Source organism: Phenylobacterium sp. J426, assembly GCF_024699945.1.
Lineage (GTDB): Bacteria > Pseudomonadota > Alphaproteobacteria > Caulobacterales > Caulobacteraceae > Phenylobacterium.
In genome coordinates this window covers 1,034,060-1,046,415 of record NZ_JAJOMY010000001.1, presented here as the reverse complement: position 1 = coordinate 1,046,415, position 12,356 = coordinate 1,034,060, and the positions used below count along the sequence as shown (strand labels likewise).

General features: G+C 65.4%; 12 protein-coding genes and 1 pseudogene. 4 read left to right on the top strand and 9 right to left on the bottom strand.

Annotated features, from left to right (window positions below):
- Window positions 1-20 precede the first annotated feature (20 nt).
- The 8 genes and pseudogenes from LRS10_RS05455 to LRS10_RS05425 all read right to left on the bottom strand — a co-directional run bounded on the left by LRS10_RS05455 (window position 21) and on the right by LRS10_RS05425 (window position 8,607).
- Window positions 21-2,732, bottom strand: a complete 2,712-nt coding sequence (locus LRS10_RS05455) for a TonB-dependent receptor domain-containing protein (RefSeq protein ID WP_257836360.1) — start codon at window positions 2,730-2,732, stop codon at window positions 21-23.
- 28 nt (window positions 2,733-2,760) lie between these two features.
- Window positions 2,761-3,072: pseudogene (locus LRS10_RS24930) on the bottom strand (STN domain-containing protein); the annotation flags it as partial.
- Window positions 3,073-3,195: 123 nt separating this feature from the next.
- Window positions 3,196-3,921: a FecR family protein gene (locus tag LRS10_RS05450; RefSeq protein WP_257836359.1), complete on the bottom strand. Its 726-nt coding sequence runs from the start codon at window positions 3,919-3,921 to the stop codon at window positions 3,196-3,198.
- A gap of 67 nt (window positions 3,922-3,988) precedes the next feature.
- On the bottom strand, window positions 3,989-4,180 hold the full coding sequence (locus LRS10_RS05445; RefSeq protein ID WP_257836358.1) for a FecR/PupR family sigma factor regulator: 192 nt from the start codon (window positions 4,178-4,180) through the stop codon (window positions 3,989-3,991).
- 17 nt (window positions 4,181-4,197) lie between these two features.
- Window positions 4,198-4,749: an RNA polymerase sigma factor gene (locus LRS10_RS05440; RefSeq protein WP_257836357.1), complete on the bottom strand. Its 552-nt coding sequence runs from the start codon at window positions 4,747-4,749 to the stop codon at window positions 4,198-4,200.
- Between the two features lie 223 nt (window positions 4,750-4,972).
- Entirely contained in the window at window positions 4,973-5,881 is a 909-nt protein-coding gene (locus LRS10_RS05435; protein WP_257836356.1) for a HEPN domain-containing protein, read from the bottom strand.
- A 280-nt stretch (window positions 5,882-6,161) separates the two neighbouring features.
- The gene (locus tag LRS10_RS05430) at window positions 6,162-8,021 is read right to left on the bottom strand and encodes a hypothetical protein (protein WP_257836355.1); all 1,860 of its coding nucleotides are present in this window, start codon (window positions 8,019-8,021) and stop codon (window positions 6,162-6,164) included.
- A complete protein-coding gene (locus LRS10_RS05425; RefSeq protein ID WP_257836354.1) occupies window positions 7,984-8,607 on the bottom strand; it encodes a type I restriction enzyme HsdR N-terminal domain-containing protein in 624 nt (207 codons plus the stop codon). Before LRS10_RS05425 ends, LRS10_RS05430 begins: the two co-directional genes overlap by 38 nt.
- Window positions 8,608-9,043: 436 nt before the next feature.
- Between LRS10_RS05425 and LRS10_RS05420 the strand changes: the two genes are divergently transcribed.
- From LRS10_RS05420 to LRS10_RS05410, 3 genes are all read left to right on the top strand, one after another.
- Window positions 9,044-9,274, top strand: a complete 231-nt coding sequence (locus LRS10_RS05420) for a hypothetical protein (RefSeq protein ID WP_257836353.1) — start codon at window positions 9,044-9,046, stop codon at window positions 9,272-9,274.
- Between the two features lie 432 nt (window positions 9,275-9,706).
- On the top strand, window positions 9,707-10,912 hold the full coding sequence (locus LRS10_RS05415; RefSeq protein WP_257836352.1) for a Fic family protein: 1,206 nt from the start codon (window positions 9,707-9,709) through the stop codon (window positions 10,910-10,912).
- Window positions 10,890-11,081 carry a hypothetical protein gene (locus tag LRS10_RS05410; protein WP_257836351.1) on the top strand — a complete coding sequence of 64 codons (192 nt, stop codon included), beginning with the start codon at window positions 10,890-10,892 and terminating at the stop codon, window positions 11,079-11,081. Before LRS10_RS05415 ends, LRS10_RS05410 begins: the two co-directional genes overlap by 23 nt.
- 12 nt (window positions 11,082-11,093) lie before the next feature.
- On the opposite strand, the gene LRS10_RS05405 is transcribed toward LRS10_RS05410, so the two are convergent.
- Entirely contained in the window at window positions 11,094-11,318 is a 225-nt protein-coding gene (locus LRS10_RS05405) for a hypothetical protein (protein ID WP_257836350.1), read from the bottom strand.
- A 271-nt stretch (window positions 11,319-11,589) separates the two neighbouring features.
- Between LRS10_RS05405 and LRS10_RS05400 the strand changes: the two genes are divergently transcribed.
- Window positions 11,590-12,351, top strand: coding sequence for a toprim domain-containing protein (locus LRS10_RS05400; RefSeq protein ID WP_257836349.1), 762 nt, complete (start codon window positions 11,590-11,592; stop codon window positions 12,349-12,351).
- Window positions 12,352-12,356 lie beyond the last annotated feature (5 nt).

Here is a 12,356-nt window from a genome sequence, read left to right as displayed (position 1 = left end):
AACTGGCGCATGACCCGTGCTCACCAGGCGCGCGTCAGCTGCAGGGACACATAGCGTCCCACCGGGTCGCCGGAGGCGCCGTCGTAACCGATGCCCAGGCTGTTGTTGTAGAAGGGCGGGTCCCGGTCGAAGACATTGCGCACATTCAGGAGCACCGCGACGCCGGCCAGGGGGCCGCGCTTCGGCGGGGCCACGCGAGCCTGCAGATCGAAGGTCGGCTGGGCGCCGATGCGGACACCCAGGTCATCGCGGTAGCGGCTCACGTAGTTGAAAGCGCCGCCAAGCGTCAGCGCGCCACGGGTCCAGTCCGCGGTCGCCCTGCCGCGGAACCGCACCGGGAAGTTGATCCGGTTGACCCGCTCCACGACGGCCGACGTCGGCGTGAGCTGCTGGTCGAACTTGAGCATGTAGGTCGCGTTTGCCGCGAGGGCGAACGTGTCCCGGCCCAGGTCGAAGCGGTAGCTGGCGGAGACATCGATCCCGCGCACATGCAAGGTCGCGCTGTTGACGTAGCGATTGTCCAGGATCGCGCCGTACTGCTCCGCCGGAAAGGTCCCCGTCGCATTGCTGAGCGCCGGATCCGCCAGCAAACGCTGGATCAAGGCGAGGTCCGCCGCCGAGGTCGCCGGAGAAATCCGCTGCACGAAGGCCGCCAGGGTCGGGTCCTGCAGGGCGTTCGCCTGGTTCGCCGAAACCGGCTTCTCGATGTGGTTCTTGAAGCGGACGTCGAAGCCTGTCGCGCTGAGCGCCAATCCTGGAACGGCATCGGGGCGCCAGTCGAAGCCGACCGTCCAGGAGTCCGCGGTCTCAGGCTCGAGATCCGGGTTGCCGCCAGATAGCGTGAGCGTGACCACGCGGCCCGTCCCGAGCGCCAGGAGCTGCGGGTTGAAGACGGCGGGGTCGGCGACTTCGCGCAAGGCCGGGGCTCGGAACGACCGGCCGTAGGTGCCCCGGACGATCAGCCCCGACGTGGGCGACCACAGGATGCCCGCCTTGGGGTTCACCGTCGTCCCAAAGCTCTCGTAGCGCTCGACGCGGGCTGCGAGCGAAAGCTCCAGCCGCTGAAGGCCCGGCCGCGCGTTCTCCGGCCCGAACAGGGGCGCCTGAAGCTCGCCGAACGCCGCGCTGACCGTGCGGTCCAGGTCGAGCCTCGCGCTCCGCGTCGGCGACGTGGTGGCCACGTAGATGGCGCTTTCGGAGGTGAAGGCCTCGCGCCGCACCTGCGCGCCCAGCGCGAGCTTCACCTGTCCGGCGGGAAGACGGAACAGCGGCCCATCGGCCTGGACGTTCACCGATGTCACCCGGTCCCGGCTGCGGGCCAGGATCGTTCCCGAGTTGATGAAGGCGAGCGCCGTCGCGTTGCCGCCGCCCGCAATGCCGTTGAACGGATTGAAATGGCCGTGGAGCGCGGGGCTGTAGGCCGTGGCGGGGTTGTCCGCCGTGTTGCCCAGCGCTTCGTTGAGGATGACGGAGTTGACCACGCCGCCGCCCCGGTTCTCGTCGTTCTGCTGGGCGAAGGCCGCATAGGCTTCCGAGCGCCAGCCCCGCGGCAGCTCCAGCTTCGCCGAGACCGTTCCGGCCAGCGTGTCCGATGTGCCGTAGGCCGTCGGGTTCGGAACGTCGTTGGCGAAGGTGTAGGAGATCGACTGGGTCGCCGCCCCGATCGGCGAGACGTAGAAAGGATTGCCGCGACTGACGGTGAAGGTCGCCGGGCGCGGGACGTTGATGTTCTTGTAGCGCCGGCTGGCGAAGCGCGCGTCGGCGGCGAGTTCCAGCCCGCCCAGCCCCTGGTGGCCCGCGACGTACACCGAGTTCAGGGTCTGCTTCGGGAAGATGTCGCCACCCTGGCGCTGGTTGTAGCGGTTGGGTGTTCCGAGGATGAAGTCGCCGGGTCGCAAGCCGACGCCGTTCTGCCCCGCGGGGATGGCGTAGGTGGGAACCAGTGCGCGGGTGGCGGGATCGGGGAGGAGCACGTTGCCGGGGAAGGCGGAGGTCAGCCGCTGGTCGGTCCCGCCCAGGGGGCGCAGGTCGGCATTCCCGGCGAAGGGCCGCTGGCCGCCCCGCAGGTCGTCCTGGCGCCGCAGCTCGTAGGCGACGATGAACCCGCCTCCGTCCCAGCGGCGACCGAACGTCTGGTCGATCTGCGCCTGGCTCCGGCCGCCCTGGGTCGACGTGCCGGCCAGGAGGCGCGTCTCGGCGCCCTCGAAGTCGCGACGCATGATGAAGTTCACGACGCCACCGACCGCATCGGACCCGTAGAGCGCCGACGCCCCGTCGAGCAGCACCTCGACCCGCTCGACCGCCGCGCCGGGAATGCTGGAGATGTCCACGAAATCCGCGAAGCTGCCCGAGCCGGCGATGCGATGGCCGTTCATGAGGACGAGCGTCGCATTGTTGCCGAGGCCGCGCAGGTTCAGCGCGGCGCCGAACGATCCGTTGCGCGAGAGCTTGTCGGCGCCTACGCCGAACGATTCACCGGCGCCGCCGCCGAAGTTCGAGGGCAGCGCCCGAAGCGCGTCGGCGATGGTGGTGTGCCCCGTCCGCTCGAGGTCGCCCCGGTCCATGACGATCAACGGCGAGGTCGGCGGGACGCCGCGCAGGTTCGAGCCCGTGACCGTCACTTCCTCGACGAGCTGCGGTTGGCCGCGCTCCAGGCCGAGGGGGGCCAGGTTCGGACGATCCGTCAACGCCGAAAGGGCGGCCGGCCCCGTCTCCGTCTCCGTCTCCCGCACCGTTGGCCGAAGCGACTTGCAGCACCAGCACGTTGGGGCCCGTGCGCTTCACGGTGATCCCCGTGCCCTGCAGCACCAGGCGCAGGGCCTCCTCCGAGGTCAGCACCCCTTTGACGGCGGGCGCGCGGCGGTTCACGACAAGCTCCGCCTTGTAGAGGATCTGCTGGCGCGTTTGGCCGGCCAGGCTGGTCAGGACGGCATCAAGCGGTCCGGCCGGCACGTCCACGCGGCCGGCCGTCTCGGCCAGGGCGGTCGAGGCTGTGGCCGCCAGCAACGCCGAAAGGCAGCCGGCAAGAAGGCGAGATTTCAAGTCAGACGATGAACGCGCGGCTCGGACCATATCACTCCCCCGACGCCGCGCTTGGCCTGCCATGAGGGCGGGGCCTCGGGTTCTTTTCGCCGGCGTCGTGAAGGTGACGCGCCAGCGCTGCGAAACGCGAACCTGGGCCTTCGTAAAAAATGCTCAGCCGGCCGCTGGCTCGCGCGCCCGAAGGCGAATGCCCTCCGGCGACGTGGTGGCCGTGAGGCCAAAGATTTCGGTCACGGCGGAGACGAAGGCCTTGGTGTCGCCCGTGTCGAACACGCCGCTGACCCGCTCGGCCTGGACGCGTCGCGCCTCGAGCACGATCTTGGTCTGGCTGTAGCGGTTCACCTCGGCGACGGCCTCGGCCAGCGGCGTCTCCTGGAAGCGCAGCCGCCCCGTGGTCCAGCTCGTCGTCATGGCCGCGTCTGCCACCTGGGGGACGGGCGGCGCGCCGTTGAGGGTGAGCTTCTGGTTGGGTGCGAGGGTCCACTGCTCCTTGCGATCGGGCCGGATCACTTGAACGCGGCCTTCCGCGAGGATCACCTGCGTCGCGCCGTTGGTGCGCCGCACGTCGAACTTGGTGCCGATCGCGCGGACCTCCGTGTCGCCGGCCACGACGATGAACGGCCGGGCCGCATCGTGGGCGACTTCGAAGAAGCCCTCGCCCCGCTGCAGCACGATGCGGCGCTCATTGCGGGAGAAATGAATCTCCGCCCGGCTGGCGGTGTTGAGCCGTAGCGTCGAGCCGTCGGTGAGCCGGACGATCTGCTGGGCGCCGACGTCGGTCTCGTAGGCCTGCGGCTGGAGGTGCGTCACCAGGAGGAACAGGGCGCCGGCCAGGGTCGCGCCGGCCAGGCTCAGCGGCAGCAGGTTCTTCGCGAGCAACCTTCGAAGCGCGTCCCACCGGTTCGGCTTTCGCAGCGCCGCTTCCGTCAGCCGGACCAGTTCTGGGTCATTGGTGACGCGGTCGGCCTGGGCGCCAGCGGGCTTCCACTTCGGTGTAGGCGGCGTCGTTCGCGGGCGTCCGCCGCCACGCCATGAAGTCGTCGATCGTCGCTTCGCTGACGGAATCCCCCTTGAGCCGCGTGAACCAGGCCGCGGCCTCTTCGAGCGTCCGGCGGTCGCCTCCTCGGAGCGTTCCCATGGCCAGATTGCGAAGCCTCAATCCCGTAGTCGAGCGACGAACAGCGTAACGGCCTGTTGCAACCGTTTGTCGATGGCGCGCACCGATAAACCGTAGCGTTGCGCGATCTCGCGGTTCGTCAAGCCCCCGATCTTGCTGAGCAGCAGGACATCCCGAAGTTTTGGTGGCAGGGATCGGATGGCTTCCCGGACCTGGAAATCGTCCTCCGCCGTGTGGCGGGCTGCCGCCACGGGCGCGTAGACCTGCGGCGCACGGGCCGCATAGTCCGCGCGAACTCGATCTCGCCGGAAGACGTCGCGTGCCAGGTTGCTGGCGATGGTCATCAGGAGGCCGCGGGGGTTCTCGACGTGGTCGTCGACCCCGCGGCCGACGACGCGCAGGTAGGTCTCCTGCGCCAGGTCATCGGCGAGGTCGGCGCTGAAACGGCCACGGAGTCGGGTCCGCAGCCAGACCAGATGCCCGCGCCATGTCGCGTCGGGTCGCTCGCCCGAGGTTGTTGGCGCTTGCGCATCCGCGGACGCGTCGAGCACCGGCTCACGCGACCGGCGCACGGGGTCGGGGCGGGACATGACGTCCCCTCGTAGTGAACCGCGCGTCGTGGCGACCGGGCGTGTCGAACGCAGGGCTCAGGTCCCTGCGCCCCGCGCTTTCCCGGACCTGACGGTGCGGTCTTCTATGGCGCGGGCGCCCAGCGGCGGCGGATCGGCCGTCGCGGTGAGCCGGCTTTGCCGGGCTCGAACACAGCGTGGCACAAGCCGCCGGGGCCGCCTAGAGTCCTTGCCGCACAGCGATTTAGGCAGGTGGCGCGATGGTCGCGAGGTAGTCGCGGCAGCTCTGCTCGACGCGAGCCTGGAGGTCTTTCAGCCGGTCGACCAGCCAGGCGAGTTGTTCGGTCGAGATCTCGTACTGGTCGGAGAAGCGGGCTTCGACGTAAGCGCGGCGCAGCAGTTCCCAGCAGCGCTTCTCGAAGCGGTTTCCGCGGGGCCAGGCCGGGATCAGCTCAGGCGCGACCCGCTCGGCTTGGCCGCGGAGGAAGTTCAGGTTGTGGGACTTGGTCGAGTACAGCGTCTGGGTGAGCAGGACGCAGTGGTAGTAGCGTTCGGTGGTCTGATGGAGTTGGAAAGCGGCTTCGTTGTTCCGCCCCTGCGCAAACACGTACTGAGCCGTATCGAAGAACCCGCTTGCGCTCGGAAACCACTTTTCGAAATTGGCAGCAGCCTCCCGAAAGGCATCATCGCGAGAAAGCTTCTCCGGCCGCGAGAACGGATGATCGGGCGCTTCGTAGAGCGCGATCCCATCGTTGAAGATGTGGGTGAAGAACGGTCGGCCTCGCGTGAGCTGGCGGTTCACGTCCGCGAGCGAATGGACGATGAACTGCGCGGGCGCCGTCAGCGTGTGGGCGATGTCGAAGGCCTGCTCGAGATGCGCCTCGGCGTCCATCCAGTAGTCGGTGACGTCGGCGAAGTCGTCGTGGTTCACGACGATCAAGAGGTCGTAGTCAGACTTGTAGCCCCCGACGGGATCGTCGACCCAATTGCCCCGGGCGTAGCTGCCGAAGAGGATTACCTTTAGAATACGGCCGTGCAGGCGCGCGGAACCCTTCCGCCTGGTGACGTCCTCGAACTCGCGGAACAGCACTTCGAGCACCTGAGTGAGCTCGGCGCGTTTCCCATCCGGAAGATGTTCGAGGCTCGTTTTCATACCAGTTGCCCGAGCCATGAACGGCTTGATCGACGAATCTAACCCGTAGCGGCAGTGGGCGCGACAGCAGCTCGGTGGGTGACCGAGCAAAGCCCAAACTGGAAGAGCACGACGCAGCCTAAGAGACGCAACGGATCTGGCTAGCGAAGCCCGGATGTGACTCCAAGGCGAAGTTCGGAAGGTCTGCTTGGTGACGGCAGCATGCCGACGGCATGGAACACGTCGCACCGGCAGGGAGCGCATGTTTCGCTCCCATGTTGGGCACTCGTCGCAGTTGCGTTCAGTAGTCCAAAAGATCGAGTTGGGCCGAGCCATCTTTAGGCTCGCGACGGGCGTAACTTAGAGCCTCTTCCACTTTACCCAAGAGGTAGCTCGCGCCCGATTGCTGCATGTCGGCGTACCCTGGATGGACCATCAGCCTGTCAATCTGCAGTCGAAGGTACGGGACGAGTTGTTCCACCAGCGCGACGTAGCGCTGGTAGGACGGATGGCCAATCTTGTTCTCATCTTGCATCAGATCGTAAATGCGGTTTCCAAACTTGTCGTCGGATATTGATGTTGTTGGAAGTATAGACGCCAAATATTCAATCCGTGATGAAAGCATGCGCATATGAACCCAACCGCTTGCGGTGGCCTTTACGCAATCAACATCTCTAATCACCTTCAGAGATGAAGTTTCTGTCTCAATTAGCTCTTTTGATAGCGCGTACAGACAAGCGCTTTCGATGTCAGAGCGCACAAATCCCATAGACTCCAAATCGGACAGGACGCGGGACATGGCCACAAAGCCCATCTGGCCGTTGTCTCCGCGCACCTTTCGCCTTCCGATTAGATAGAATAGGATTTCCGGAAGAATAAAATTGGAAGGTCGAACCCAACTAGATTCGCAGTGAAGTATGTTTGCGACAAATCCACTATCAATATTGAAGAACCTATAGTCCTGTCTCATTAGCGCGCGTAGTATTCGATATTCAGGGAAGGGGCGGAATCCGCTTCCCTGTGCTACTAATGCGATTACATCTTCCGGCATGTGGCCGGATGTTAGGATCGCCATGAACATGTCAAGTGCGCGGCGTACGTTTCTTCCGGCCAACGCTTCAAGGATCCGAGAGAGATTTGTGGGCCGCTGGAATAGCTCGGCGTAGATGCCGCGCAGAAATTCACCAGCTCGGCGCTTAGGGTAGGAAATCTGCGCGCCAGACCTGGTCCTGTATTTGACTATTTCAGGAGCTTCCTGGTCGATGGCCTCGAGGCTGAGTTCTAGTCTGCGCTTAACGACATCCACGAGCCGCGGGGGGCTAATGTGGAAGATCTGCCCGCTCTTGTATGTGTCGAGCGGCGGCGAATTTTTATAGGCTTCAAAGGTCGAGTCCCGCATCTGCAGGATCACCAGCGCTCGCGTCTGCTCGATAAACCAAAGGGCTGCTTCGAAGGCCGCGAGCTGCGCGACCGTCTCGCGGCGATCCACATTATCGAACACGACTATGAGGTTCTCGCCTCGGTCGCCTTGGAGGTAGCGAGCAACGCCTTTAGTCAGCTTCAGGGGGTCTTGCCGCCATCCTTCGATGTCCCGTGCGAGTTCGAGCGCACCACGACCGGGCGCTGCGGATTCCATCCGAGCGTAGTAGGCGGCCCGATCAGCGAGGTCGGTAGCAAAGACCCGCTCTTGATCCGTTGCGTCTCGAAGGTCGATTGGTGCGCCTTCGTCCAGAACGCTCTCGACGAAACTTTGGCAAACCCAGTCGTTGATGTTCACGAAATCCTGGGGCGACGCTGTGTTGAAGTCCAGGAACGCCCAGTGGTTCTTTTCCTCTAGCGGCCCCGGCTGCAGGTATTCCCGGTAGCGACGGGCGAAGAGCGATTTGCCTGCCCCGACTCCGCCGGTGACTAGCTGCAGGTCTCCGCGCGTGGGTCTCTGCCCGTCGAATTTCGAGATCGTTTTTGTGATCTCGTCCGCGCGACGGCGACTGGTGGTGATTTCGACCCGGGCCTTAGAGCGAGCCAGACGATCTTTCAGGAACGACTCTAGAATCCGGTCGTAGCTAGTCACCTCGTTCGAGGAAATGTAGGCCCGGCTGTAGATATCGGGATCGGTACTTTGATCATGAGACGAGAAATAGCGGCGGAGGATCGGGGGCAAGGTCCGCCGCGAACGTATTTGGGTCGATCCGCGACAGAATTTGGGCCTGGCCGGCCCCTCGATTGAACGGCCGCCGAAAGTCAGACGACCGCAAAAGATCGCTGAGGGGCTGGCTAATCCCCTGCAACGTTTGGTTCCCGCAAAGGAGGATCAGTTCGTCGAGGGGTGCGGCGCCAACCTGCAGGTCTGCGATAGTCGTGATCAGGGCGGGCTCGGCGTCCCAATGGCCGGCGAACAGGTCAATCCCGTTCGTCGCGAGCACGCGGCTGCAGGGGTTCACGCCCGTGGGGAATGACCTGTTGATCTCACCCGCGTAGAGCCGTGCTTCCGCGTACGCTTGCGCAACGTCGCCTGCCGGCGACTTGGCTTCAATAATGAGGACTGGCAGGGATCGCTTGTAGACGCAGTAGTCAGGGATGTAGCCAATCTTCTTCTTGGCTCCCTTCCCGATGTCCCTCGCGGAAATCCCTTCCTTACTGCGGACGTCCACCTTATCGAGCGCGAGGAATTCGCCGCGAGTTAGTAGGGGCAGCACTACCTGGGTTTCAACGTCCCCCTCGCTTGCGCCGGCCGCGACAGGTTTCATGCTGGGCTATCCATACAGTTACGCTATCCCGCGCCCCGGCGGTCTTCCAGTGTATTGACGTGAAGGCGGTCATCCTTCGGCCAACGGTTCGCATCTCGGGCCGACGGACCCCCATCCTGCCGGTCCAAGCCAACCTGATCGTGGCGTCCGGCATCACGAAAGTTGCGACCTGGCGCGGCAAGGCTAGCCCCCAAGCTTGGCCACAACCTGCCGTAGCCGACTACGGTAGATAATCGAGCGGGCGAACGTCAGCTCTCCGGCGTGATCTTAATGTCGGCTCGTGGCGCATCTGAGCCATTTGATTGGGACGCGCGCGGGCAGCGTAGGCGGCTGTGGCGGTCGGCAGCCGCCTGCAAGGGTTTGCCGCGTTGGCCCGGCATGGTGACGCTCGCATGATCCCGGCCTAATCATCGGTATGGCGCGAAGCTCGGACCAAATGCTCGATGCGGCGCGCGCGCTCCTTGCGCGCAAGGGGCGGCTGACCAGCGCGCTGCTGGATGTCGCCCCCGATACCGCCTCGGCGCGGCAGTACATCGAACGGTTCGGAAGCTTGGGGAACGTCTACGAGCTGATTGGCTATAGTCCGTCCAAGCGCCAACGCTTGACGCTGGAACGTGGCGTCGGAAGACGTCGCCTGCCACCCGGCGTCGGGCAAGACCCGCGTTAGCTCCGCGCCGACCGTCAGGGGCTGGAATTGGCGCCGGAGCTTGCGTCAGGGGCTGTCCCACCCGCCTTGAAGTTCGCGTCAGGCTCCAGACGCGACATAGGTCGCAGCCAGGGCGATGATGCGCAGTGAGCGGGACCGGCCGGATTTCCCACCCTGTCGTGGACGGGAAAAAATAGCGCTGTTTCGGCTTCCTATAATTAGCTGCGGAATTGGCCCCTTATGATCCGCTGCGTTTAGTCAGCGGAGAAGTTCGCAGCTAGCGAACGTCAGCGCTTCGTTAGCGCCAACGATGCGCTCTAACGCTCGCCAGCGTTTGATAACGTTATCCAGCCTCGAATTGCGTCCGCGAAAAATGCTTGATAATTAAAGGCTGCGATTTATTAGGCTGAGAATTCCGGCATAATTAAAAGCTGCGATTAATAAGAGGCCGGAATGTCAGTCGCTAGCGATAAGGCGAAATCCGATCGCGCCGGACGATACATCCGGCAGCCAACGGGTTATGCCGCCTTTATCCCCACCGCGCTTCCGCCCGAACCGCCCCTCGTCTTCGACAACGAGATGCAGACGCTGCTGTCCCGCGCCGACCGGGCGCTGGGCCGTTTGGACGGCTCCATCCAGACGCTGCCGAACCCGGACCTCTTCGTCTTCATGTATGTGCGCAAGGAGGCGGTGCTCTCAAGCCAGATCGAAGGCACGCAGTCGTCGTTGGCCGACGTCCTCGAAGTCGAGGCGAGCGTTTTCGACCCGCATCACCCCAGCGATGTGGGCGAGGTCCTGAACTACGTCACGGCGATGAACTACGGCCTGGACAGGCTGAAGGACCTGCCCTTGTGCGTTCGGCTCATCAAGGAGATCCACAACGAGCTGCTGCATGACGTCCGCGGCAGGGAGAAGAACCCCGGCGAGGTGCGGACGTCGCAGAATTGGATCGGGCCGGGCGGTTGCACGCTCCAGACCGCGAGCTTCGTTCCACCCCCGCCACACGAGGTGATGAACGCCCTCGGTGACCTCGAAGCGTTCATGCATTCGGAGGTCTATCTGCCGCCGCTGGTGAAGATCGGCCTGATCCACGCACAGTTCGAAACCATCCACCCGTTCCTCGATGGCAACGGGCGCGTCGGCCGGCTGCTGATCACCTTCCTGCTCATGCAGAACGAAATCCTGCTCAAGCCCGTCCTCTACATCTCCCACTACTTCCGGCGGAATCGCGCGGAGTATTACGACCGCCTGCAGGCGGTGCGCGATCGCGGCGAATGGGAAGCCTGGATCAAGTTCTTCCTGACCGGCATCGCCGCCGTCAGCCTGGAGGCGACGGAGACGGCGCGCGCGATCGTCGATCTGCGCGAGAACCACCGTCGGCTGGTCACCGAGCGGTTTGGTCGCGCGGCCGGCAATGGGCTCACCATCCTGGAAGGCCTGTTCCGAAGCCCGATCGTCACGGTCAGCCAGGTGCAGAAGCGCCTCGGCATCACCTACCCGCCGGCCAACAACCTTGTTCAGCGCTTTGTCGACGCAGGCATTCTGTTCGAAATGACCGGCCAGGAGCGATACCGCGTGTACCGCTACGATCCCTACATCGGCCTCTTCTCGAACAATCGCGAGGACCAGCAGTTCGATGACGGACCATCGCAGAGTTGACCCTGGGCTGCTGGCCGCCGAGATCGAAGCCAGTGTCGCCGAGTTCAATCGGCTCGTCGCGCTCGCTTGCGAGCACCACATCGCGGTGAGCGCCGAGCTGCAGGTGCAGGCGCTGGGCGACCGGCCTGACCGGCCCATGTTGGCCGTCCAGGTGGTCGCGCCATTGTGAGCTGGTCGACGGTCAATTGACCTTGAGGGCATTGGGCTGCCCCAGGCGCGCTTGCAGTTCCGCCCGCAGCACCTCCACCTCGGCGTCGAGACGCGCCATCGTCGCGGTGTCGGCCGTGCGAGCCGCCGTCAGCAGCGTCAGGCAGCGGTCGACGATGGCGCGCGCCGCGGGGTTGCCGCGGACCTGGAGGCGCAGGTCGACGAAGTACAGCAGCGCCTGATCCAGCGAGGTCGTCATGCGCCTCCAATGGGACATCGTTTTCAGGGCTGCAAGTCGCCGTGGCGCTTCGCGACGCCGGAGGTGAAGGAAGGGCCTCCCGGGTCAGGTTTCTGAACCCGGGAGGTTTCCATGTCGGCACAGCTGAGGGGCGGCGCGACGCTGAGCGCCTTGGCCCGCGCCTTCGGCGGCGACGCCTACGCCGGCGGACGCCGCGCCGTCCGTGCCGGCGCCGGGCCACAGCGCGAGGGACCGCTCGGCGTCGCTTTGGCTGCGAGACGGGCGCGTCATCGTGAAGAGCTTCGGCGGGGCGGACTGGCGCGAGGTGCTCGACGAACTACGCGACCGCGGCTGGATCGACGCCGAGAACCGCCTCCTGGATGGCGCTGGCGCGACCTGCTCGCCCGTGGTGGATCGGGCGGTCGAGGTGTCCCGGGCCGAGCGGATCGCCGTTGCGAGGCGACTCTGGGATGCGGCCGGCCCGATCACGAATCGGTCTGCGGCCGCCCGTCATCTGGCGCGGCGCGGGGTGGATGGCGCGCGGGTTGGAGCCTGCGTGCTGCGGGCGATCGCGGCGGCGCCGGCGGCCGTCTACCGCGACGCCGGTCCTTATCGGCCGGCGCTCGTGGCGGCCGTCCGCACCGCGTCGGGTGACCTGACAGCGGTGGAGATCACCTACCTCGATGCCGCCGGGCGGCGCAGCGCCTTGGCGCGGCCGCCACGCAAGGTCGTGGGCGTTATGCCGCCAGGCTGCGCGGTGCGGCTCTCCGACGTCGCCAGCGAGATGGTGGTGGCGGAGGGTGTGTTCACCACGCTCTCGGCGATGCGCCGGTTCGGCCTGCCCGGCTGGGCGCTACTCTCGACGGCGAACCTTCGCCGCTGGCGCGCGCCGAGCGGCGTGGAACGGGTGCTGATCGCGGCCGATCGCGGAACCGACGGGGAGCGCTCGGCGGGCAAGCTCGGGGCCGTTCTGCGGGCGGCTGGGGTCGAGGTTCGGGTCGCGCTGCCGCCGGTGGGCTTCGGCGACTGGAACGACCTCGACCGGAAGGGGTGAGGAGG

What these genes read in the sequence shown, in the direction of transcription:
- LRS10_RS05425 (WP_257836354.1), bottom strand. Translation starts at nt 8,607, where the DNA reads ATGAAACCTGTCGCGGCCGGCGCAAGCGAGGGGGACGTTGAAACCCAG.
- LRS10_RS05410 (WP_257836351.1), top strand. Translation starts at nt 10,890, where the DNA reads ATGACGGACCATCGCAGAGTTGACCCTGGGCTGCTGGCCGCCGAGATC.
- LRS10_RS05405 (WP_257836350.1), bottom strand. Translation starts at nt 11,318, where the DNA reads ATGACGACCTCGCTGGATCAGGCGCTGCTGTACTTCGTCGACCTGCGC.
- LRS10_RS05445 (WP_257836358.1), bottom strand. Translation starts at nt 4,180, where the DNA reads ATGGGAACGCTCCGAGGAGGCGACCGCCGGACGCTCGAAGAGGCCGCG.
- LRS10_RS05415 (WP_257836352.1), top strand. Translation starts at nt 9,707, where the DNA reads ATGTCAGTCGCTAGCGATAAGGCGAAATCCGATCGCGCCGGACGATAC.
- LRS10_RS05420 (WP_257836353.1), top strand. Translation starts at nt 9,044, where the DNA reads ATGCTCGATGCGGCGCGCGCGCTCCTTGCGCGCAAGGGGCGGCTGACC.
- LRS10_RS05435 (WP_257836356.1), bottom strand. Translation starts at nt 5,881, where the DNA reads ATGAAAACGAGCCTCGAACATCTTCCGGATGGGAAACGCGCCGAGCTC.
- LRS10_RS05440 (WP_257836357.1), bottom strand. Translation starts at nt 4,749, where the DNA reads ATGTCCCGCCCCGACCCCGTGCGCCGGTCGCGTGAGCCGGTGCTCGAC.